Here is a 22,681-nt window from a genome sequence, read left to right as displayed (position 1 = left end):
TGAAAGCGAAACACGAAGGCATGAGCGAGAACCCGGACGGCACATTCGCGATCAAGAACGCGATGGCCACCCTCGCCGCAGCCGGGCTGTTCGCGGTCGGCGCGGCGGTTGCCTGCTCGGCAACCGCCGCCGCCGACCCGGCACCGCCGGAGGTCCCGGGCGCGCCCGCGGTCCCCGCACCGGCTCCGGCGCCGGAACCGGCACCGCCGCCAGGACCTGAGGTGCCGCTGATGGGCGCACCTCTCGGGCCGAGCGGGTTGTCGGTGCTGGGACAGACCGGCACCGACACAGCGCCCGGCCGGCTCGGCGTGCCGAACGGGGTCGACATGAGCCCGGGCGCGCTGCTCGGCCAGTATGCGGCTCCGTCTGCACCCGGCGGACCACCACCGACCGAGGCGCCCAACCTCAGGGCATTCAACAACGGATACTTCTTCCCGCAGAACGAGAAACCGTCGGCACCCGGCCAGGGCACCGTGGTCGGAGTCGAGCCGGGCCAGGAGAACGCCGATATCTCCGGGCTCGACTGGATGCGGCAGATGCACACGCTGTACCGCAACGGCAACCTGCGCGGTTCACTGCTGGGCCAGGTTCCCAAAGAGCAACTGGGCGAACCACTTCCGGGCACGGCTCCCCCGCCCGGAGCGAACATTCCGTCCGGCCTCGGCGAGAATCTGCCGGATCCGGCGGCACCGCCACCGGCCCCCGGAGCTCCACCGGCACCTCCCGTTCCCGCACCGCCTGCTCCGTAACAAAAGCTTTCGGGCAGCGTCCGGCCAAACCCGGACGCTGCCCGATTTGCTTTGCTCAGCACGCTCACGATCCACGGGAGCCAGGTGCTTCCAAATGACGCGTGAAATATTATTTACTTTTAGTTCACTTTCCGTACATCGGGAATACACTGGCCGATAACGGCCGGGGCTGCAGGTGAGAGCGACAGCATGAGATCCGACCGCCAGGAGGGTCGGGATGCTGCTCCATGCTCACTATACGAAAATCACCGGAATTGCCGCACTCATACCTGCCATTGCCATCGGGGGCGCGCCATTTGCCACGGCAGAACCGACTGCAGGCAGCGGGCAGCGGGCCGACGAGACCATCTCAGCCCTGAGCGCCGAAGGCTACACCGTGGCGATCAACTGGATCGGCGGCACCAGCACACTGCCGCTGGACCGTTGCCGGGTCAACTCGATCCACAACCCCAACCGTGGAATTCCGGCATTGCCGAAGACTTCGGTGACGGTGTACGTGGACGTGCAGTGCCCCGACGAGTCCGAGACGTCCTGAATCCGGCGACGTCTCCCCAGGCTGATCCGAAGGAATAGACTGGCAAAGCCGGTCCGGGCCTCCGGAGGAGTCATCATGGCGCGAGCGTCGAGTTGTGCGAAGGTGTTCGCATCCTTGTGGGTGCTGGCTGCGGCAATCTTCCTGGCGCCACCGGTCGGAGCAGACCCGACCGCGGGCACCCGATCGGCAGCCGACACGATCGACGACCTCACCGCCAAGGGCTACAACGTTCAGATCAACTGGGTCAGCGGGGTCAGCAGTGAGCCGCTCACACGGTGTAAGGCAACGGCAGTCCACAACCCCGACCGGTCGCCCGGCACCGATCCGTCGAACACGACCGTCTACGTAGACGTCTCGTGCCCCAACGGGCCCGACGACGACATCTGGGGCGGCATCGGAATCGGGTTCGGTTAGGGCCTGGAACAGTTCCGGCCGGCTCGCCTCAGAACGCGGCCCCATTCGGCGCCGACGTGGTGGCGTAGGGATTCGACATCGTCGTGGTCGGCGGCGCGGTGGTCTCCACGGGGACTTCCGCCGGTGGCGGTGGCGCACTTGGTATTCCGGTGTCTTCGCTGGTGCTCACCGGCGTTCGCGGCACCGTGTTGGTGGTGGTCGTCGACGACCGCGACGACGCCGGCTTCGTCGGTGCCACCGGAGTCAGCCGATCCGGTTGCACCGGCAGCACCGAGTGGTGCGACGTCGTCAGGATCGCGAACACCAGCGCACCGATGGCGACCACTCCGCCGATGCCGGCGACCACGATCGCCGTGGTGCTCTCATACCAGGGGGTGCTCGGCGGGCCTTCTTCTGAACCGACCCAGCGCTCCTGATCAACCTCCGGCATCCGGCTCCGAGTTCCTGGCCGCGCCGTTGAACGGAAAACCCGACAGCGACAAGGCGATCAACCAGACCACGCCCGCCAATACGGCCAGATCCGCCACGTTGAACACCGGCATCGGACCGACGGCCAGAAAGTCGACCACGTGCCCGCGCAGCGGGCCGGGCGCCCGGAACAGCCGGTCGACGAGATTGCCTGCCGCGCCGCCCAGGATCGTCCCGAGGCCGACGGCCCACCATGGTGAGCGGACATGCACGCCGATCCAGGCGATGGCCGCGGCGACAGAGAAAACGACGAGGCTCAGCATCACGGTGCGGTCGGCGGCCATCGATAAGGCGGCACCGGAGTTACGGGTGAGTTCGCACACCAGCCAGTCGCCGAGCAACGGGACGGTACGGCCGGGCTGAAGCGTGCCCACGGCCAGCGCCTTGGTTCCCACGTCGATCAGCAAGACGGATCCGGCCGCCAGCAACACCAGACGACGCCGTGTCGGCTGTACCGACCCGGCGCCCGGGGCGCCAGAAATACCGGCGATGTCGGCCGTCACCGAATCATTGTCCGCTCGCCCCGGCCGGACCGCTGGGCACCGCCGCTGACGTTTCGATGAACATTTGTGGTCACCCATGCCCGCGCGGGCAGGCGGGACGGGAGGCTAGGGTGACCCTCGTGTCCGATTCCGTGCTGGTCAGCGTCGACGATCACGTCGCAGTCATCACCGTCAACGACCCCGATCGCCGCAATGCGGTGACCTTCGAGATGTCAGCCGCCCTGCGTGCCGCGGTCGAAGCCGCCGAGGCAAACCCCGACGTGCACGCGGTGATCGTCACCGGTGCAGGCAAGGCGTTCTGCGCCGGTGCCGACCTCACCGCCCTCGGCGAAGCCACCGAGGACGGGCTGCGCAAGATCTACGACGGCTTCCTCGCGGTCGCGCACTGCACGCTCCCGACGATCGCGGCGGTCAACGGCGCGGCCGTCGGCGCGGGCTTGAACCTGGCGCTGGCCGCCGATGTCCGTATCGCCGGCCCTTCCGCGTTGTTCGACCCGCGGTTTCAGAAGCTGGGTATCCACCCCGGCGGGGGTGCCACGTGGATGCTGCAGCGAGGTGTCGGCCCGCAGGTGGCCCGGGCGGCGCTGTTGTTCGGCATGCGCTTCGACGCCGAATCCGCGGTGCGCCACGGGTTGGCGCTGTCGGTCGCCGAGGATCCGGTGGACGCCGCTCGTCTGCTCGCCGCGGGCCCGGCCGGCGCGCCACGTGACGTGGTGATCGCCACCAAGGCCTCGATGCGGGCCACCGCCAACCCGGGCACGGTCGACATCGACCAGCATGGAGCCGCCGTCGACATCGAACTCGGTCCGCAGGCCCGCTCCATCGAATCCCCGGAATTCGCAGAGCGTTTGGCCGCCGCCAAGCGCAAGTAGCCGCTACAGGTCGATCACCGCGAGCTCGGGTGCCTCGATCAACGAGCGCAGGTCACCCAGGAATGCCGCGGCCTGTGCGCCGTCGACGATGCGATGGTCGAAGGCACAGGTCAATGACATGGTGGGCCGGGCCACCACCGCCCCGTCGACCACCACCGGTCGCGGTTTCATCGACCCCATGCCCAGAATGGCGGCCTCCGGATAGTTGATCACCGGCACCCCGTCGTCCAGACCGAGTGCGCCGAAGTTCGACACGGTGAACGTCGACCCGCTCAGCTCGGCCGGGCTGAGCGTTCCGGCTCGTGCCTGCTCGATCAGCCGGGCCACCTCTGCGGCCAACGCCCGGGTTGTCTTCGACTGCGCGTCGCGGATCACCGGGACCAGCAGTCCGCGCGGTGCGGCCACCCCGAAACCCAGGTGCACAGCCGGGTGCCGGTGGATCTGCGGGCCTTCCGCGGTTTCGAGCCAGGTCGAGTTCAGCATCGGATGCCGGCCGAGCGCCAGAACCAGCAGTCGCAGCGTCAGCACGAACGGCGTGGCGGGGAGTTCGGCGTCCGCGGCCCGGATGCGGTCCCGCAGCGCCAACAACGCCGAGCAGTCCACGTCCACCCGAGCATGGGCATCGGGTATCTCGCTACGCGACAACGACATCCGCCGCGCCATCGCGGCCTGCACGCCACCCACGTCGACGATGTCCGAACCGCCGGCGGCGGCCAGCACATCGTCGCGGGTGACGATACCTTGGGGTCCGGACCCCGGCGCCACCTTCTGAAGGTCGACGTGCAGGTCGGCAGCAAGTTTCCGCACCGGAGGTTTGGCCCGGACCCGCGAGCCTGCCGCCCTTCTGCTGACATCCATGGTGTCGTCCGCGCCGTATCCGACCAGTACCGATTTGCGAGGCGTCGCACCATTTTTCACCGTCGCGCTCGGCACAGCGGCCGGCTCACTGGTATCGACGCGGACCAGCAGAGACCCCACGGCCAAGGTGTCCCCCGCCTTGCCGCCGAGCTCGAGCACCTGGCCGGCGAACGGGCTGGGGATCTCCACCTCGGCCTTGTTGGTCTCGACGGTGCACAGCGTCTGATTGAGCTCGACGGTATCGCCGACCGCAACGCTCCAGCTGGTGATCGTGGCGTCCTGGAGCCCCTCGCCGAGATCGGGCACCAGGAATTCCCGGTTCACGGCTGCCCCATCGCACGCTCGACGCAGTCGAGCAGGCGATCGACGCCGGGCAGCCACACCTTCTCCAGCCGCGCCGGTGGGTACGGAGTGTCGAAACCGGTGGCGCGCAACACCGGAGCCTCAAGGTCGTAGAAGCACTCCTCGGAGATCCGGGCCGCCAGTTCAGCCCCGAACCCCAGCGTGCGGGGTCCCTCGTGCATGACAACGGCCCGGCCGGTGCGCTGCACCGACGCGGCAACGGTGTCGAAATCGAGCGGGTTGAGCGAGCGAAGATCGACGACCTCGAGGCTCCATCCCTGCTCGGCGGCGAGGTTCGCAGCAGCCAGCGCCGTCGTCACCAGCCCGCCATAGGTGATCACGGTGACATCGGTTCCGTTGCGCCGCACCATTGCCCGGCCGATCGGTGGAGCGGGTGCGCTGGTGTCGACGAGTTCGCGGGCCCAGTAACGCCGCTTCGGCTCAAGAAAGATCACCGGGTCGGGGCTGCTGATCGAATGGCGCAGCAGCCAGTACGCGTCGGACGGTGTGGAGGGTACGACCACCTTGAGGCCGGCGGTGTGCAGCCAGTACGACTCGGTGGACTCCGAATGGTGTTCCACCGCACCGATACCGCCGAATGACGGAATCCGCACCGTCACACCGAGGTTGATGTCGCCGTGGGTGCGCATCCGGTACTTGGCCAGGTGGCTGACGATCTGGTCGAAGGCCGGATAGCTGAACCCGTCGAACTGGATCTCGGGTACGGGGGTGAACCCGCGGATCGCCAGGCCGACCGCGACACCGATGATCGCGGACTCGGCCAGCGGAGTGTCGAAACACCGGTCGGGGCCGAAAGTCTCGGACAGCCCCTCGGTGACCCGGAAGACCCCACCGAGAGTGGCGACGTCCTCGCCGAACACCAATACCCGGTCGTCGCCGGCCATCGCGTCGTACAGTGCTCGGTTGATGGCCGCCACCATGGTCAGCTCGGTGGCAGGCTCCACCGACGCCGGCGGTGGAGGCAATCCCACCTGGGTAAGTATCGGTTCCCATGGCTCCGGCGAATCACCCTGGGCGGCAGGACGATCGATGATCTGGGTCATGAGTCTCACGCCTCCTTCGCCAGCTCGGCCGCCAGCGCGTCGCGTTGGCGTGCCAGATCAGGGGTGATCTCGGCATATACGGTGTCGAACAGTTCGGCCGGGTCTGGATCTGCCGCGCCGACGAGGGTGTCGCGCAATTCGGCGCACAACCGGCGTGACCGGGCGGCGACCCGTTGCTCCAATCGCTCGTCGAGCACGCCGGCGTTCTGAAGGTAGGTGCGGTACCGCGTGATCGGGTCGCGGGCCAGCCACTCGTCGACCTCGTCGGCCGACCGGTAGCGGGAGGGGTCATCGGAGGTGGTGTGCGGCCCCATCCGGTAGGTGACGGCTTCGATGAGGGTGGGGCCGGCGCCCGTGCGAGCGCGTTCGGCGGCCTCTGCCATCACCGCATAACAGGCCAGGACATCGTTGCCGTCGACGCGGATGCCCGGCATGCCGTAGCCGATGGCCCGGTGTGCGATCGAGGGTCCGGCCTGCTGTTGGCTCACCGGCACAGAGATGGCCCACTGATTGTTCTGCACGAAGAACACGCACGGCGCGCGGAACACCGATGCCAGGTTGAGCGCCTCGTGCACGTCGCCCTCGCTGGTGGCACCGTCGCCGAGGAACGCGACCGTCACCGAATCCTCGCCGAGCCGCTGCGCGGCCATCGCGGCGCCGACCGCGTGCAGTCCGTGGGTGCCGATGGGAATCGCGATCGGAGCGACGCAGCGGCTGGTGAACTCACGGCCGCCGTGCCATTGGCCGCGCCATACCGCACCCACCTGGCCTGGGCTGATCCCTCGCAGCAGGAACGCCCCGATCTCCCGATACTGGGGGAACAGCCAGTCGGTCTTACGGAGGCAGGCCGCGGCCCCGATCTGAGCGGCCTCCTGACCGCGGCACGACGCGTACAACGCCAGCTCACCCTGGCGTTGCAGGTTGACGAACTCGGCGTCTAGATCGCGGGTGACCACCATGGACTCGTAGAGCCAGCCGAGTGTTTCGGGCGGCAGATCGCCGCTGTACCGCGTCTCGTCGGTTGGTGACCCGTCGGCGTCGACCAGACGCACCGGATCCAGATCGACGCTCGAGGGCGCCGGGGCCGGCTCTGCAGCTAACCCAGCCATACCGCCTCCTTCTCGGGTGACGGCATGTCGCGCCGCCAGTCCATGAGGTGCTCAGGGCGGCGGCGGTACGCGCAAAACCCCTGGTGAGAGGCCTCCGGCTAGGTGCCTGGGTGTGGCGCTAGCTGGACGATCCGCTCGGCCCGTCGCAGCACTGGGGCATATCGCCATTATGCGCCCGAACCGAAACGACGGTGCTCACCGTGAGTAACGGATTGGAGGCGTGTCGGATACGCCGGCCGAGCTCAGGCGTCCTTGATCCGCTGGACAGTCTCAGCAAGGAGCTGGTCGAGGGTATCGGTCGGCAATGGCGGTGCGTCGCCACGGAACAGGTACCCACCTTGGCCCGCGCTGGCGAGGACCACAAGTGGTCCGATCTGGGCCGCTCGCATCGCCTCGACTCCCTCGCTGCACATGCGCCCGCCACGAACCTCGGCCTCGCCCATCCACCGACGGGTGTACCGCAGGACGTCCTGACCGTCAGCCACTGCCGAATCAGCATCGATGAACGTGCGATTCTCCCGATCCCCGCACACCGTCGGTTTCTGGTCCAGATGTGCGGTGCAGGTGGCAATCTCACGCCGCAACTCGGCCAGGTAGTCAACACCTGGCCGGGCCCGGCCGATCGTCACCATGGGCCGCAACGGCTTTCCCTCATCCCACTTCGACTGATCGAAACTGTGCCAAGTCGCCAGAGTGTCGTATCGTGCGGTCTGATCGCGATCACCATCCGAGCAGATCGAACCGAAGTAGCCCGGCTCGGTCCGTGCGGTGACGGCACTGTCGCCCGCCAAAGGCGGGAGCAGGGTCGAGATTCCGGCGGCGTTCCACTCATCGAGCTGGGCCGGCAGCGTGGCACGAGGCCGCGGTCGTCCGGCCGCGCCGAGCAGCCGCGACAGCCGTTGTGCGCGTGAGGTCTCCGACGGCTCGTTGGTCCGGTACCACGCCTGCACGATCACCCCGTTGGGAAGCTGGGTCACCGCCATGTGGGTCACGAAGGGCCACTGGTACGCGGTGTCGCCAGACCGATACCGGCTCAGCTTCTGGGCGGACTCGGCGACCATCCATCCGTGGATCGGGCCGTCCGTCATCGCGGGCGCGATTCCCCACATCGGGCACCTGCCGGCCCACGCACTCATCTCACCCGGCACATCCACGTTGTCGTCTGCTGCGGTGAACCGGACATCGACGACCGGCTCGCTGTTGGCGAAGCCGGGCGTTCCGGTGGCGGCCCGGTACGTCACATCGAGTTCGGCTCCGCCGTCGGCGCCGAACTGCGGCAATTTTCGGCAGCCCTCCGGCGCGGCATCGCGTGCCGACCCGGGTGGCATCCAACCGAAGTCCGACATCGGCGTGTACACGCTCACTTCGTCGAACGGTGCGCCGTCAATGTCGGCCAGCCCGGGCACACATCGCACCAGTCGATCCGCGGCGCATCGGCCGGTATCCGCGGGCGCTCCGGTGAGGATTGGGCGAACCGGTCCCGATTCCGGTTCGTGCGTGGTGCAGGCGCCACTGGCCAGCACCAGACTCAAGGCAGCCACCGCCCCGGCCAACGCACGGCCGAGTCCCCCGCGATCCGACGTCACGCGTCGACTGTACGACGACCGACCCGGCCGCGGTCCCGATCTCAGCCCTGCGGAGCCAGCGCGACAATCCGCTCGGCGCGCCGCAGCACCGGAGCATCGACCATCAATCCGTCATGCTGGAAGACGCCGCGTTCGGTGGCCACGCGGTCGAGCACCGCCCGCGCCCAGGCGATCTGCTCGTCGGTCGGCGCATAGGCCGACCTGATGACCGCGACCTGGGTCGGGTGGATCGCCACCTTGGCGTCGAAACCGACGGCGACCGCGTCATCGGACTCCGCCCGCAGGCCGTCGAGATCCTTGATGTCGAGGTACACCGAATCCAGCACCAACTTCCCGTAGGCCTTGGCGGCCAGCAGCGTCTGCGAACGCACGTGCTGGGCGACGTCGCGATACGTGCCGTCGGGCCGGCGGTTGGCGGTACCCCCGGTGACCGCGAACAGGTCCTCGGCTCCCCACATCACCGCGAAGGCGTTGTCGGGCTGCACCAGCTCCACCACGTTCAGTGCGGCCAGCGGCGTCTCGATCAGCACCACGACATTCAGCGGCGCCAGCGCCTTCACCTGAGCGGCGTGCTCGGACTTGGCGAGCATCACGGTGGTGTAGTCGGTCGCGGCGACCGCCTTCAGGTCCAGCTCATGATCGGCGGTGTCGGTCGGGTTTACCCGCACCACGGTGCGGGCCGGATCGAGCGGAGTGTCGATCAGGGCCTGGCGGGCGGCCGGACGGTCCTTGGCCGCGCACCCGTCCTCGAGATCGAGGATCACCACATCGGCTGCCGCCGCGGCCTTTTCGAACCGCTCCGGACGATCGGCCGGGCAGAACAGCCAGCCCGGTCCCGGTGCCTGCAGAGTCATCAGGAATCCCCCTCGGGGCGCATCCGCACCATGGTCTTGCGCGACGCCGTCGCCACGATGTCGCCGTGCTGGTTGCGGCCGGTGTGGGCGAAGGTCACGATGCCCTCCCCCGGCCGGCTCTTGGACGCCCGCTTCTCGGTGATCTCGGTTTCGGCATACAGCGTGTCACCGTGGAAAAGCGGCTTGGGAAAGGCGATCTCGGAGAATCCGAGGTTGCCGACGATGGTGCCCTGAGTCAGCTGCGCCACCGACAGACCGACCAGCGTCGACAACGTGAACATCGAGTTGACCAACCGGGCGTTGAACGGCGGCAGGGCGTCGGAGAACGCCGCATCCAGGTGCAGCGCCTGGGTGTTCATCGTGAGCGTGGTGAACAGCACGTTGTCGGCCTCGGTGATGGTGCGCCCGGGCCGGTGCAGGTAGCGCACCCCGATCTCGAACTCCTCGAACCACAACCCGCGCTGCTCGATGATTTTCTGTTCGCTCACAGGCCCGCCTCCCGCGCGATCAGCATCAGCTGCACTTCCGTTGTCCCCTCGCCGATTTCGAGTATCTTGCTGTCCCGGTAGTGGCGCGCCACCGGGTACTCGTTCATGAATCCGTAGCCGCCGAAGATCTGGGTGGCGTCGCGGGCGTTGTCCATTGCCGCCTCGCTCGACACCAGCTTGGCCACCGAGGCCGCCTTCTTGAACGGCTTGCCGGACAGCATCAGCGCGGCCGCATCGTAGTACGCGGCGCGCGCCGTGTGGGCCCGGGCCTCCATCCGGGCGATCTTGAAGGCGATCGCCTGGTACGTGCCGATCGCGGCGCCGAAGGCCTGACGTTCCTTGGCGTACTTCACACATTCGTCCACACATCCCTGCGCGACGCCGACCGACAGGGCCGCGATGGCGATGCGGCCCTCGTCGAGGATGCGGAGGAAGTTGGCGTAGCCGCGGCCACGCTCGCCGAGCAGGTTCTCGGCCGGTACGCGTACGTCGTCGAAGCTGAGCGGGTGGGTGTCCGAGGCGTTCCAGCCGACCTTGTTGTAGGCGGGTTCCGCGGTGAACCCCTCGATCGGCACGGGCACCAGGATCGAGGAGATCTCCTTCTTGCCGCCTTCACGCTCACCGGTCACCGCGGTGACCGTCACCAGCTTGGTGATGTCGGTGCCGGAGTTGGTGATGAACTGCTTGGAGCCGTTGATGATCCAGTGACCGTCGTCCATCTTCGCGGTGGTCTTGGTGGCCCCGGCGTCACTGCCGCCGCCGGCCTCGGTGAGGCCGAACGCGCCCAGCGCCTTGCCACTGGCCAGCAGCGGTAACCACTCCTGCTTCTGGGCTTCGTTGCCGAACCGGTAGACGGGCATGGCGCCCAGCGAAACTCCGGCCTCCAGGGTGATGGCCACGCTCTGGTCGACCTTGCCGAGTTCCTCCAGGGCCAGGCACAGCGCGAAGTAGTCGCCGCCCATGCCGCCGTACTCCTCGGGGAACGGCAGCCCGAACAGTCCCATGTCGGCCATGCCTGCGACGACCTCGTACGGGAACGAATGCTCCTCATCGTGTTTGGCGGCCACCGGCGCGACCACGCTCTGGGCGAAGTCGCGGACCGTCTTGGCCAGTTGTTCGTAGTGATCCGGCAGGGTGCCGGTCGACAAGAAGTCGCTCATTGTTCGTTCTCCTGTGTGTGAGCGGTGATTCGAGCCAGTGGCTGACCCACCTTGACCTGGTCGCCGACGGCGACGAGTAGTTCGGCCACACCGTCGGTCGGTGCGGTCAGGGCATGCTCCATCTTCATCGCCTCGACGGTGACCACCATGGTTCCTGTGGTGACCTCCGACCCGCTGTCGACCCCCACGGCCACAACCGATCCCGGCATGGGGCTGACGAGTTCGGCGTCGCCGCTGTGCTCGTCGTCGGGCCGCACCGGCGCCTCCCGGACCTCCTCGACGACATAACTGCGCCCGGCTCCCGCCAGCCATAGCTGACCGACGCCCCCACTCAACTGTGTGGCGACCAGGTACTCGGTACGCATGCCGTCGAGGGTGACGGTGAACTGCTCTCCATCGAAAGCAGCGCTCAGCGTGTGAGTTTCGCCGTTCTCTACGGTCGCGGTGGCACGGCTCGGGACGCCGGACAGGTACACGTGGTCGGTGCGGTCGCCGGCGCGCAGCCGGAATGCGGCCGGGGCACGCTCCCCCACCCGCCAGCCGGTGGGCCGGGCCCACAGGTCGTCGCCGGCCTGTACCCAGTCGTCGATCCACAGGTAGGCCGCCGCCGCGATCAGCTCCGCGTCGCCGAGGGGCGAAGGGGTGAAATCCGGTGCGCGACGGTCCAGCAGGCCGGTGTCCAACCGGCCCGCGGCCACGTCGGGATCGGCCAGCAGGAAACGCAGGAACTCGGCGTTGGTGGTCAGGCCCAGCACCGCGGTGTCGGCCAGCGCGCGGTCCAGCTTGTGCAAGGCCGCGGTCCGGTCGGGGCCGTGGGCGATGACCTTCGACAGCATCGGGTCGTAGTCGCTGCCGACGACCGTGCCCGCGGCCAGACCGGAATCCACGCGCACGCCCGGCCCGCCGGGCTCGCGCAGTCCGAGCACCGGACCGCCGGTGGGCAGGAAGCTGTTGGCCGGATCCTCGGCGTAGACCCGGGCCTCCACGGCGTGGCCGGTCATGACGATGTCGTCCTGGCCGAGCGCGAGCTTCTCACCTGCGGCGATCCGGACCTGCTGGTCCACCAGGTCGACTCCGGTGACCATCTCGGTGACCGGATGTTCGACCTGCAGCCGGGTGTTCATCTCCATGAAGAAGAACTCGTCGGGTGCGTCGGCGGACACGATGAATTCGACGGTGCCTGCACCCGTGTAATCGACACTACGCGCGGTATCGCACGCGGCCGCACCGATGCGGGCCCGGGTGGCCGGGTCCAGCAGCGGCGACGGCGCCTCCTCGATGACCTTCTGATGCCTGCGCTGCAGGCTGCATTCCCGCTCGCCGAGGTGAATGACGTTGCCGTGGGTGTCGGCGAGCACCTGCACCTCGATATGCCGGGGCCGCAACACAAACCGTTCCAGGAACAGGGTGTCGTCGCCGAACGCGGCGGCGGCCTCGCGGCGGGCACTGGTCAGCGCGGCCGGCAGATCGGCCGCCTGCTCGACCACCCGCATGCCCTTGCCGCCACCACCTGCCGACGGCTTGACCAGAACGGGGAAACCGACCTCCGGGGCGCCCGCGATCAACTCCTCGTCGGTCAGGCCCGGCCGCGAGATACCCGGCACGACGGGGACACCGAACGCCGACACCGCGGCCTTGGCCGCGATCTTGTCGCCCATCGTGGCGATCGCGGTCGCCGGCGGGCCGATGAACGCGATGTCTGCGGCCTGTAGCGCGGCGGCGAACTCGGCGTTCTCCGAAAGGAACCCGTAGCCGGGGTGTACCGCCTGCGCACCGGTCCGCTGCGCGGCCGACACGACGGCGTCGATGTCCAGGTAACTCTGCCGCGCCGCGGCCGGACCGATGTTGACCGCCACGTCCGCTTCCCGCACGTGACGTGCCCCGGCATCAGCGTCACTGAACACCGCGACCGACCGGATGCCCATGGCCCGCAGGGTACGGATGACCCGCACCGCGATTTCGCCGCGGTTGGCGACGAGGACGGTATCGAATCCGGGACCCATCATCATCACCCTCACATCCGGAATACGCCGTAGGAGACCGGCTCCAGCGGAGCCTGGCCGACAACCGAAAGGGCCAGTCCGAGCACGGTTCTGGTGTCGGCCGGGTCGATCACCCCGTCGTCCCAGAGCCGCGCTGTCGAGTAGTACGGGTTGCCCTGGTGCTCGTACTGGGCCCGGATCGGCGCCTTGAACTGCTCTTCTTCCTCGGCGGTCATCTCGCCGCGCACGGTGGCCAGAACAGACGCCGCCTGCTCGCCGCCCATCACCGAGATGCGCGCATTGGGCCACATCCACAGGAACCGCGGTGAATAGGCGCGCCCGCACATCGAGTAGTTGCCCGCGCCGTAGGAGCCGCCGATCACCACGGTCAGCTTCGGCACCCGGGCACACGCCACCGCGGTGACCATCTTGGCGCCGTGCTTGGCGATGCCCGAGGCCTCGTAGTCGCGGCCCACCATGAAGCCCGAGATGTTCTGCAGGAACAGCAACGGCGTCTTGCGCTTGTCACACAACTCGATGAAATGCGCTCCCTTGAGCGCGGATTCACCGAACAGCACACCGTTGTTGGCGACGATGCCGACCGGGTGGCCGTGGATGCGGGCGAACCCGGTGACCAGGGTGGTGCCGTACTCGGCCTTGAATTCGCTGAACTCGCCGCCGTCGACGATGCGGGTGATCACCTCGTGCACGTCGTACGGCACGCGGGCGTCGACCGGCACCACGTCATAGAGCTCGGTCTGGTCGGCGACGGCGTCGACGGTGGGCGTGACGGCCCACGGCGGCGCCTCGGCCGGCCCCAGGGTGGCGACGATGTTGCGCACGATCCGCAGTGCGTCACGGTCGTCGTGGGCCAGATGGTCGGTGACACCGGAGGTCTTGGAGTGCAGGTCCCCGCCGCCAAGCTCCTCCGCGGTGACGACCTCACCGGTGGCAGCCTTCACCAGCGGCGGACCCCCCAGGAAGATCGTGCCCTGGTTGCGCACGATGACCGCCTCGTCGCTCATCGCGGGTACGTACGCCCCGCCTGCGGTACAGGAGCCGAGCACCGCGGCGATCTGGGCGATGCCCTGTGCGCTCATCGTGGCCTGGTTGTAGAAGATGCGACCGAAGTGTTCGCGATCGGGGAACACCTCGTCCTGCCGCGGCAGGAACGCTCCACCCGAGTCGACCAGGTAGATGCATGGCAGGTTGTTCTGCAGCGCGATCTCCTGGGCCCGCAGGTGCTTCTTGACCGTGATCGGGTAATAGGTACCGCCTTTGACCGTCGCATCGTTGGCGACGATCAGACATTCCCGGCCAGAGACCCGGCCGATGCCGGTGATCATCCCGGCGCCGGGACATTCGTCGTCGTACATCCCGTCGGCGGCCAGTGCGGAGATCTCCAGGAACGGGCTGCCTGGGTCCAGCAGGCCGTCGACACGGTCGCGGGGCAGCAACTTGCCCCGGTCGACATGGCGTTGACGGGCCCGCTCGGGGCCGCCGAGGGCGGCGGTGGCGAGCTTGGCACGCAGCTGCTCAACCAGCGCCAGATGCTCGTCGCGGTGCGATGACAAGGCAGCTCCCATTTCGGTTAATGACAACTAACTCGTGATAGGTTAGTTTTCATTAACTGAGTTGTCTACCCTCCGGAGGCGCAATGCCCGACAGCGCCGTGACCCGTCGCAGCAAGGCCAAATCCGATCGCCGTAGCCAGCTGATCGCTGCCGCCGAACGGCTTGTGGCCGAACGCGGTTATCTCGCGGTGCGACTGGAGGACATCGGCTCGGCCGTCGGTATCAGCGGGCCGGCCATCTACCGGCACTTCCCCAACAAGGAAGCGCTGCTGGTCGAATTGCTCGTCGGAATCAGTACCCGCCTGCTGGCCGGGGCGCAGGAAGTGACCGCCACAATCGACGACCCAGCGGAGTCACTGGACAGCCTGGTCGACTTCCACCTCGACTTCGTCTTCGGCGAGTCCGATCTGATCCGCATCCAGGACCGCGACCTGGCCCACCTCCCCGACACGGCCAAACGACAGGTGCGACGCGCCCAGCGTCAGTACGTGGAGATCTGGGTGACGGTGCTGACACGGCTGGACCCGGACCTGGCCGAGGAGGATGCCCGCGTGATGGCGCACGCCGCGTTCGGCCTGCTGAACTCCACCCCGTACAGCGTGAGACCCGCTGTGTCCAAGACACATTCACGCGCGGTGTTGCGCCGGATGACGTTGGCGGCGCTCACCTCGGGCTAGATACCGAACGCCTTGGACAACCACCGGGTGGCGGCATCGACCAGTACCGCGCGGTTCTCCCGTTTGACGATCTCGTGCCCGTCATCGTCGAAGACCAGCAGTTCGACGGTGCGTCCCAGCGCAGTGAGCGCGTCGTACATCTGGCGCGACTCCTCTGGCGGCACATTGGTGTCGTTACCGCCGTGCACCAGCAGTAGTGGCGCGATCAGCTCCTGCGCCCTCGGCAGTGGCGAAAGCCGTTCCAGCAGATCACGATCCGCCACCGGATGGCCGTATTCGGGATAGGACGCCGCCGCGATCCACGGCTCGGTGGTGCGGTAGAAGGAGTTCAGGTCGCTCATCCCGCAGATGCTGATCCCGGCGACGAACAGGTCCGGATGAAAAGCCAACGCCGCCTGGGTCAGATAGCCGCCATAGGACCATCCGGTGCAGGCCAGCCGGTCAGCCGGCGCAACGCCATGGTCCACCAGATACCGAGCACAGTCGGCGACGTCGTCGATCGCGGCGAACCGCAACTCCTTGTCGTCGGCGTGCACGAACGCCCGGCCGAACCCGCCCGAGCCGCGCACATTCGGCGTCAGCACCGCGAAACCCGCATCCAGCAGCACCGGGAAGATCTCGTTGTATTCCGGCCGCGCCTGTCCCTCAGGGCCGCCGTGCAGGAACATCACCGCGCCCACCGCTTCATCCTGCGGCCGGTACAACCACGCGGTCAGTTCCAGCCCGTCGCGCGCGGTGATCCGCTCCAGCGTCGGAAACGCGGTCAGCGGCCCGCGGCTGGGTTCCCGGTCGATGCGCTCCCATTCCAGCGACCGCGGATCGACGAGCTCGACGGTGCGCGGCAACGACGGCCCTTGGACCGTCACCGCAACCATCGACCCGCCGGCGCTGATGCTGAGCTCACCGGCGACCGGACCGGGCAGCGGAATCGGCGCCGACAGCGTCTCGTCGGCATACTCCAGGACCTGCAGCTCGCTGCGACCGTCGATGTTCCACAACAACGCGACGGTCGACAGGTCGTCGCTGACCACGAACTCGTCGAGCTCGTAACCGGCCCGCTCGGCGACGACGTGGTACGTGACGCCCTCAGCCGTCACGGTGACTTCCAGCAGCCGGGCGTGCGCGGCGCCGTTGTCACTGCGGATCAGTGCCCGCACAAAGCCTTCGGTGCTGTTGGGCCCGTAGGTGCTCGCCGGGTGGTAAAGCGTGGTCTCGCCGTCGTAACCGCTGCGGAGCCGGCGCGGGGTGTGATCGTCGAGGATCACGCCAAAATCGGTGACCGAGCCGGGATCCGATGGCAGCAGCGCGATTTCGGTGAGCCCCCACAACATGATGAGCTCCTGGTAGCCACGCGGGCCGACCCGCACCAGCGAGGCCCCGCCCCATGCATCGACGAGCCGACCACCCGAACGCCGGTCGAGCACCAGGGTGTCCCCGGTGGCCGGATCGATCAGGCATGAGCTGCCGATGCCGTCCTCTCCGGTGAGGATCGCCGCGACCTGGGTGCCGTCCCAACCGATCAGCTCGGCGGTGCCCTCACCGGTGTCGGCCGGCCAGTAGTCGATCCGGCGCGCGTCACGGTCGTCAGGATCGGTCGTCACCACCCAGATCTGGCTGCGGGTCCCGCCTTCCGGCGCCACCTGGCATGCCAGCCAGTGCCCGTCGGCCGAGTGGATGACCTTCGTCACGGCACCGATCACGGGCAGTTCGACGTCGCGCGAGGAGCTGGCCCGCCACCCGCGCAGGAACCGCTGGACCGCGCGGGGATAGCCGCCGTCGTCAACCAGGTGGGCGAATGCCGTCGCGTCCGGCGACAACGACGCGCCGTAGTTCACCCGCACATGCCGGTCTACGGCCACTTCGCGTCCTCCCGTCAACTCCGCAGTTCTCTCCAGCATCTCTCATCCCCGCTCGAACGCTGGGACCTCGGCGTAAGCGGACTGAGCATCCGCACAGGTACCCTCGCAGCCATGAGGTGGGCATGACCGATTCACCACGCCGCGACGGGTCCGAGCCGACCGAATCTTTCGGTAGCGGCTACCCCGTGGACTATCCGGATCCGGCGTACTCGAACCAGCCGCCGTATCAGGGCTCGTACCCGGCCGTGCCCGGTGCGGCGCCACAGGGGACCCCGAATCCCACCCAGCAGCTGCCGCCCTACCCGCCCTACGGATACGACGCGGGCGCGACCGGGCAGTACGGTGCCGGCGGCCCGCCGCCGCCCGGTGCACCCACCCCGCCGGAGCCCGACAACCGCGAACCCCGGCTGTGGCTGTGGATCCTGGCCGCGGTCGCGATCCTGGTGGTGCTCGGCCTGGTCATCGCCCTGGTGATCGCCAACGGGTCCAGCCAGGAGACCGTGGTCGCCCCGCAACCGGTCACCCCGCAGCCCGGCTTCACCACGTCGCCGACGGCGCCGACCACGACCACGCGTGCACCCCGCCCGCTCCCGCCGCCCAGCACCGCCCCGCCGACGGAGGCCACGCCAGGGCCGACCGAGACCGTCACCTACGAGGTGACCGGTGAGGGCCGGGCCATCAACATCACCTACTTGGACACCGGCAACATGCTGCAGACCGAGTTCAACGTCCCGCTGCCGTGGAGCAAGCAGGTCGAACTCGCGGCACCCGCCACCGAAACCGCCAGTGTGAGCGTCGTGAACTTCGGGCCCGACGTGGCCTGCACGGTGAGCGTCAACGGAGTTCAGACCCAGCACCGCACCGGATCGGGCATCACGATCTGCGTCGGAACCCCCTGAGCCCGCCGGCTCAGGGCGCCGGTACCGCAGGGCCGGGGTGTCGCGCGGGCACCCGCACGGCAAGCATGCCCGCAAGGCCCACGGCCAGCACCAGGACCAGGCCGCCCATCCCGGCGCGGTCGGCACCGAAGAAGTCGATGAAGGTGAAGAACAACCACGGAGCCAGGAACGAGGCCGCGCGTCCCACGGTCGTGTAAAGCCCGAACGCCACGCCTTCCTTGCCGTCCGCGGTGATCCTCAGCATCAGATTGCGCGCCGCGGACAGCGTCGGCCCGATGAACAGGCACAGCAGCAGGCCGCACACCCAGAAGGCCACCGGCCCGGACAGCACCAGCAGGGCCAACCCCACCGCGATCAGGCAGACCAGCGATCCGACGATGACGGGCTTGGAGCCCACCCGATCGTCCAGCAGACCGCCGGTGACCGCTCCGACCGCCGCGATCACGCAGGCACTGATCCCGAACAGCAGCACGTCCGCCTGCGAGATGCCGTACACATTGACACCCAGCACCGCGCCGAACGCAAAGACCCCGGCCAGGCCGTCGCGGAAGACGGCGCTCGCCACCAGGTAGTAGACGACGTTGTGGTCGCGTTGCCACTCGCCCCTGATCTCGGTCCACAACTTGCGGTAGGCGCCGAAGAAGCCGATGCGTTCGGCCGGGGCCGCATCGGTCACCTTCGGAACCATCACGAAGATCGGCAGCGCGAACAACACGAACCAGACCGCGGTGAGCAGCATCACCGCCCGCACGTTCTGTCCGTCAGCCGCCGGAATGCCCAGCAGCCCACGGGTGTCGCCGTCACCGGCGATGAACCCCACGTAGGCCAGCAGCAACAGCACGACGCTGCCCCCGTAGCCCAACGCCAGGCCGAGCCCCGAGATCCGGCCGGACGTGTTCGGGGTGGACAGCTGTCGCAGCATGGCGTTGTACGGCACGGTGGCCAGTTCGTTGCAGGCTGCGGTGCAGGCCAGCAGCACGAGGCCGGGCATCAGGTAGCGGTGGTCGTCCCGGATCAGGCTCATCGCCGCCGTGAACATGACAGCCGCACCGGTCATCACGGCCAGCACCCGGCGGCGCCGCTGCGGGGCGTCGACCCAGATGCCGGTGACCGGGGCCAGCAGGGCCACCACGAGACCGGCGACCGTCATGGCGCGGCCCAGCCAGCTGGCCGGAGTGGTGTCCCCGGGCAGATCCGCACCGACGCTTCCGGTCAGGTACACCGAGAACACGAAGGTGACGACGATGGCGTTGAGGCCCGTCGCGCCGCAATCCCACAATGCCCACGCGAGCACCCTCGTCCGCCCAGGGTTCGTCATGCCCGCCACCCTATGGCCTCCCGCTCCTCTTAGGATTGGCCGCATGCCCGTACCCGCACCCAGTCCGGATGCCCGCGCCGTCGTCACCGGCGCCTCGCAGAACATCGGCGAAGCGTTGGCCACCGAACTCGCTGCCCGCGGCCACCACCTGATCATCACCGCGCGACGCGAGGAGGTGCTGACGTCCCTGGCGCAGCGCCTCACCGAGCGCTACGGAGTCACCGTCGAGGTGCGCGCCGTCGACCTCACCGACCCGGCGGCCCGGGACGTGCTCTGCCAGGAACTGGCCCAGCGCGAGATCTCGATCCTGTGCGCCAATGCGGGCACCGCCACCTTCGGCCCGGTCATCGATCTGGACCCGGCCGGCGAGAAGGCCCAGGTGCAGCTGAACGTCCTCGGCGTGCACGACCTGGTGCTGGCCGTGCTGCCCGGCATGGTCAAGCGCGGCTCCGGCGGCATCCTCATCTCCGGATCGGCGGCAGGCAACTCGCCCATCCCCAACAACGCCACCTACGCGGCATCCAAGGCATTCGCCAACACGTTCAGCGAGTCGCTGCGCGGCGAGCTCAAGGGCGCGGGCGTGCACGTCACGGTGCTGGCGCCGGGCCCGGTCCGGACCGACCTGCCCGACGAGGCCGAGCAGTCCCTCGTGGAGCGGCTGATCCCCGACTTCCTGTGGATCTCAACCGAATACACCGCCAAGCTGTCGCTGGACGGCCTGGAGAAGAACAAGATGCGCGTGGTCCCCGGCGTGACGTCCAAGGCCATGTCGATGGCCAGCGGCTACGCGCCGCGCGCCATCGTCACCCCGATCGTCGGCGCGGTCTACAAGAAGCTCGGCGGCGGCTAGGTTTTTGGCGCCGGCTTCGGCGCCGCTCGCGCCGTCGCTCGCGCCGCTGCTCGCGCCGATTTCGACATCAGGGCTGCTGATCTCGCGGATCACGACCCTCTTGTCGAAACCGGCGCAGCCGCTCAGCGGCTCCAGCCTGATTCGCCGCTCAGCGGCTCCAGCCTGATTCGCCGCTCAGCGGCGGCGGCCCGTGCCGAAGATGCTGCGGGTGATCTCGCGGCCGATCACGGTGCCCGCCGAGCGCATCGCGCTCTTGAACGCCGAGCTCTTGAGCACCTGCTCGAGCATCCCCGGCTCTTCGGGCTGCGCCGGCGCCGGCATCGCCTCGATTTCGCCCGAGGCCTCGACCCCGCCGAAACCGCCCGGATCCTCGGCGGTCACCGGCGGCGCCATCTTCGCCGCCAGGCGCTCGTAGGCGGAATCCCGGTCCACGGTCTGGCCGTAGGTGGCCTGCAGCGGGCTGGCCTGTGCGGCGGCCTTGATGGCGTCGTCGCCGATCGCGGCCATCAGCGACCGCGGCGCCCTCATGCGGGTCCACGCCACCGGCGTCGGAGCGCCCTGCTCGGACAGCACGGTCACGATCGCCTCACCGATACCCAGCGAGGTCAGCGCCTTCTCCAGGTCGTAGACATCGGTCTTCGGGTAGGTGCGGACGGTCTTCGACAGCGCCTTCTGGTCGTCGGGCGTGAAGGCACGCAACGCATGCTGCACCCGCGCACCCAGCTGTGACAGCACGTTGTTGGGCACATCGGTGGGCAGCTGCGTGCAGAAGAACACGCCGACGCCCTTCGACCGGATCAGCTTGACGGTCTGCTCGACCTGCTCCAGGAACGCCTTGGACGCGTCGGCGAACAGCAGGTGCGCCTCGTCGAAGAAGAACACCAGCTTCGGCTTGTCGACGTCGCCGACCTCGGGCAGCGTGGTGAACAGATCGGCCAGCACCCACATCAGGAACGTCGAGAACATCACCGGCCGGGCGGCCTGGGCCCCCAGCTCCAGCAGGCTGATGATGCCGCGGCCCTGCGCATCGGTGCGCAGCAGATCCTTGGGCTCGAGCTCGGGCTCACCGAAGAACGTGTCGGCGCCCTCGGCCTCCAGGTTCACCAGGGCACGCAGGATCACCCCCGCCGTCGTCGCCGAGACCGCGCCCAGAGCCTTGAGCTCGGGCTTGCCCTCGTCGCTGGTGAGGAACTGGATCACCGACCGGAGGTCCTTGATGTCCAGCAGCGGCAGACCCTTCTGATCGGCCCAGTGGAAGATCAGGCCGAGCGTGGACTCCTGAGTAGCGTTGAGGCCCAACACCTTCGACAGCAGAATCGGGCCGAAGCTGGTGATGGTGGCGCGCACCGGGACCCCGATGCCCTCGGTGCCCAGGGAGAGGAACTCCACCGGGAACGCGGTCGGCGTCCAGGTGTCGCCGGTGTCCTTGGCGCGCTGGTCGGTCTTCTCGTTCGCCTCACCTGGCCGCGACAGCCCCGACAGGTCACCCTTGACGTCGGCCATCACCACCGGGACGCCTGCGGCCGACAACTGCTCGGCGATCACCTGCAACGTCTTGGTCTTGCCGGTACCCGTGGCACCCGCGATCAACCCGTGCCGGTTGACCGTGGCCAACGGGATACGGACCTGTGCGGCCGGATCGACGGATCCGTCGACGACAACGGTGCCAAGCTCCAAAGCCTGGCCTTCGACTGCGTAACCGGCAGCGATCTGCTGCGCGGGGGTGGCTGTCGATTCGGTGGTCATGCCGCGGTCCTCCCAGTTGTCGCGAACGAGCCAATCGGGGTCTGACACTACTTGCCGGGCGGCACGCGCGGTGGGTGTGACGGCCCGTCGCGCGGTGTAGGAATACTGTGGATCTTCGTGCGAGACGAACTGGTATGGATCGACTGCGAGATGACCGGCCTGGACCTCAAGTCCGATCGCCTGATCGAGATTGCGGTTCTGGTCACCGACGCGGACCTGAACATCCTCGGTGACGGCCTGGACGTGGTCATTCACACCGACGACGAGGCCTTGTCGTCCATGGTCGACGTGGTCAAGACGATGCACACCCGCTCGGGACTGATCGAAGAAGTCCGAGCCTCCACCGTCGATGTGGCCACCGCGGAAGAGATGGTGCTCGATTACATCCGCGGGCACGTCAAGACGGCCAAGGCCGCTCCCCTGGCCGGCAACTCGATCGCCACCGACCGCGGCTTCATCGCCCGTGACATGCCCAAACTCGACGATTACCTGCACTACCGGATGATCGACGTCAGCTCGATCAAGGAACTGTGCCGGCGCTGGTACCCCAGGATCTACTTCGGCCAGCCCGAAAAAGGTCTCGCCCACCGCGCCCTGGCCGATATCCACGAGTCGATCCGCGAACTCAAGTACTACCGCTCGACCGCGTTCGTCGCCCAGCCCGGGCCGTCTACCAGCGACATTGCCGCGATCGCGGCCGAGCTCGGGCCACCCAAGGATGACTCGCCAGAAACCGATTCGGCTGTAGAGCACCCGAGCAGTTAGTATCTACGA

General features: G+C 68.1%; 22 protein-coding genes. 8 read left to right on the top strand and 14 right to left on the bottom strand.

The features are described from left to right. Positions 1-20: 20 nt before the first annotated feature. The 3 genes from G6N57_RS16220 (at position 21) to G6N57_RS16210 (ending at position 1,698) form a co-directional block, all read left to right on the top strand. Positions 21-749, top strand: coding sequence for a hypothetical protein (locus G6N57_RS16220; RefSeq protein ID WP_097926199.1), 729 nt, complete (start codon positions 21-23; stop codon positions 747-749). Positions 750-966: 217 nt separating this feature from the next. After that, positions 967-1,284, top strand: coding sequence for a hypothetical protein (locus G6N57_RS16215; RefSeq protein ID WP_077741456.1), 318 nt, complete (start codon positions 967-969; stop codon positions 1,282-1,284). Positions 1,285-1,359: 75 nt separating this feature from the next. Then, a complete protein-coding gene (locus G6N57_RS16210) occupies positions 1,360-1,698 on the top strand; it encodes a hypothetical protein (RefSeq protein ID WP_077741457.1) in 339 nt (112 codons plus the stop codon). A 28-nt stretch (positions 1,699-1,726) separates the two neighbouring features. Here G6N57_RS16210 and G6N57_RS16205 read toward each other — a convergent pair whose 3' ends face one another. Further along, positions 1,727-2,128 carry a hypothetical protein gene (locus tag G6N57_RS16205; protein ID WP_077741458.1) on the bottom strand — a complete coding sequence of 134 codons (402 nt, stop codon included), beginning with the start codon at positions 2,126-2,128 and terminating at the stop codon, positions 1,727-1,729. Continuing rightward, complete coding sequence (locus G6N57_RS16200; protein WP_077741459.1) at positions 2,115-2,747, bottom strand: signal peptidase II; 633 nt, start codon at positions 2,745-2,747, stop codon at positions 2,115-2,117. The genes G6N57_RS16205 and G6N57_RS16200 overlap by 14 nt, the downstream gene beginning before the upstream one ends. A 41-nt stretch (positions 2,748-2,788) precedes the next feature. On the opposite strand from G6N57_RS16200, the gene G6N57_RS16195 reads away from it, so the two are divergent. Further along, positions 2,789-3,541, top strand: a complete 753-nt coding sequence (locus G6N57_RS16195; protein WP_077742054.1) for an enoyl-CoA hydratase — start codon at positions 2,789-2,791, stop codon at positions 3,539-3,541. A gap of 3 nt (positions 3,542-3,544) precedes the next feature. On the opposite strand, the gene G6N57_RS16190 is transcribed toward G6N57_RS16195, so the two are convergent. The 9 genes from G6N57_RS16190 to G6N57_RS16150 all read right to left on the bottom strand — a co-directional run bounded on the left by G6N57_RS16190 (position 3,545) and on the right by G6N57_RS16150 (position 14,570). Continuing rightward, the gene (locus G6N57_RS16190) at positions 3,545-4,723 is read right to left on the bottom strand and encodes a dihydrolipoamide acetyltransferase family protein (protein ID WP_077741460.1); all 1,179 of its coding nucleotides are present in this window, start codon (positions 4,721-4,723) and stop codon (positions 3,545-3,547) included. Then, positions 4,720-5,805, bottom strand: a complete 1,086-nt coding sequence (locus G6N57_RS16185; RefSeq protein WP_077741461.1) for an alpha-ketoacid dehydrogenase subunit beta — start codon at positions 5,803-5,805, stop codon at positions 4,720-4,722. Before G6N57_RS16185 ends, G6N57_RS16190 begins: the two co-directional genes overlap by 4 nt. A 5-nt stretch (positions 5,806-5,810) precedes the next feature. Then, the gene (pdhA, locus tag G6N57_RS16180; RefSeq protein ID WP_077741462.1) at positions 5,811-6,914 is read right to left on the bottom strand and encodes a pyruvate dehydrogenase (acetyl-transferring) E1 component subunit alpha; all 1,104 of its coding nucleotides are present in this window, start codon (positions 6,912-6,914) and stop codon (positions 5,811-5,813) included. 242 nt (positions 6,915-7,156) lie between these two features. Beyond that, positions 7,157-8,500, bottom strand: coding sequence for a hypothetical protein (locus G6N57_RS32060; protein WP_234815748.1), 1,344 nt, complete (start codon positions 8,498-8,500; stop codon positions 7,157-7,159). Between the two features lie 41 nt (positions 8,501-8,541). After that, complete coding sequence (locus G6N57_RS16170) at positions 8,542-9,354, bottom strand: HpcH/HpaI aldolase/citrate lyase family protein (RefSeq protein WP_077741463.1); 813 nt, start codon at positions 9,352-9,354, stop codon at positions 8,542-8,544. Continuing rightward, a complete protein-coding gene (locus G6N57_RS16165; protein ID WP_077741464.1) occupies positions 9,354-9,842 on the bottom strand; it encodes a MaoC family dehydratase in 489 nt (162 codons plus the stop codon). Before G6N57_RS16165 ends, G6N57_RS16170 begins: the two co-directional genes overlap by 1 nt. Beyond that, a complete protein-coding gene (locus tag G6N57_RS16160) occupies positions 9,839-11,002 on the bottom strand; it encodes an acyl-CoA dehydrogenase family protein (RefSeq protein WP_077741465.1) in 1,164 nt (387 codons plus the stop codon). Before G6N57_RS16160 ends, G6N57_RS16165 begins: the two co-directional genes overlap by 4 nt. Then, complete coding sequence (locus tag G6N57_RS16155) at positions 10,999-13,008, bottom strand: acetyl-CoA carboxylase biotin carboxylase subunit (protein ID WP_077742056.1); 2,010 nt, start codon at positions 13,006-13,008, stop codon at positions 10,999-11,001. Before G6N57_RS16155 ends, G6N57_RS16160 begins: the two co-directional genes overlap by 4 nt. An 8-nt stretch (positions 13,009-13,016) precedes the next feature. Then, on the bottom strand, positions 13,017-14,570 hold the full coding sequence (locus G6N57_RS16150; protein ID WP_077741466.1) for a carboxyl transferase domain-containing protein: 1,554 nt from the start codon (positions 14,568-14,570) through the stop codon (positions 13,017-13,019). 71 nt (positions 14,571-14,641) lie between these two features. On the opposite strand from G6N57_RS16150, the gene G6N57_RS16145 reads away from it, so the two are divergent. Next, a complete protein-coding gene (locus tag G6N57_RS16145) occupies positions 14,642-15,235 on the top strand; it encodes an SACE_7040 family transcriptional regulator (RefSeq protein WP_077741467.1) in 594 nt (197 codons plus the stop codon). Here the strand turns inward: G6N57_RS16145 and G6N57_RS16140 are convergent. Further along, positions 15,232-17,133 carry an alpha/beta hydrolase family protein gene (locus G6N57_RS16140; protein ID WP_234815747.1) on the bottom strand — a complete coding sequence of 634 codons (1,902 nt, stop codon included), beginning with the start codon at positions 17,131-17,133 and terminating at the stop codon, positions 15,232-15,234. The genes G6N57_RS16145 and G6N57_RS16140 overlap by 4 nt on opposite strands. An 83-nt stretch (positions 17,134-17,216) precedes the next feature. Between G6N57_RS16140 and G6N57_RS16135 the strand changes: the two genes are divergently transcribed. Then, on the top strand, positions 17,217-17,993 hold the full coding sequence (locus tag G6N57_RS16135) for an MmpS family transport accessory protein (protein WP_097926205.1): 777 nt from the start codon (positions 17,217-17,219) through the stop codon (positions 17,991-17,993). 10 nt (positions 17,994-18,003) lie between these two features. Here G6N57_RS16135 and G6N57_RS16130 read toward each other — a convergent pair whose 3' ends face one another. Further along, complete coding sequence (locus G6N57_RS16130; RefSeq protein WP_077741469.1) at positions 18,004-19,311, bottom strand: MFS transporter; 1,308 nt, start codon at positions 19,309-19,311, stop codon at positions 18,004-18,006. 43 nt (positions 19,312-19,354) lie between these two features. Between G6N57_RS16130 and cmrA the strand changes: the two genes are divergently transcribed. Continuing rightward, the gene (gene cmrA / locus G6N57_RS16125; RefSeq protein WP_077741470.1) at positions 19,355-20,161 is read left to right on the top strand and encodes a mycolate reductase; all 807 of its coding nucleotides are present in this window, start codon (positions 19,355-19,357) and stop codon (positions 20,159-20,161) included. A 174-nt stretch (positions 20,162-20,335) separates the two neighbouring features. Here cmrA and G6N57_RS16120 read toward each other — a convergent pair whose 3' ends face one another. Further along, entirely contained in the window at positions 20,336-21,907 is a 1,572-nt protein-coding gene (locus G6N57_RS16120; RefSeq protein WP_077741471.1) for a helicase HerA-like domain-containing protein, read from the bottom strand. A 117-nt stretch (positions 21,908-22,024) separates the two neighbouring features. Between G6N57_RS16120 and orn the strand changes: the two genes are divergently transcribed. After that, complete coding sequence (gene orn, locus G6N57_RS16115; protein ID WP_036450903.1) at positions 22,025-22,672, top strand: oligoribonuclease; 648 nt, start codon at positions 22,025-22,027, stop codon at positions 22,670-22,672. The last annotated feature ends 9 nt before the right edge of the window (positions 22,673-22,681 follow it).

The sequence above is a fragment of the Mycolicibacterium boenickei genome (genome assembly GCF_010731295.1).
Lineage (GTDB): Bacteria > Actinomycetota > Actinomycetes > Mycobacteriales > Mycobacteriaceae > Mycobacterium > Mycobacterium boenickei.
Note: the sequence above shows the minus strand (reverse complement) of the source record. Positions and strands in the feature narration are given on the sequence as shown.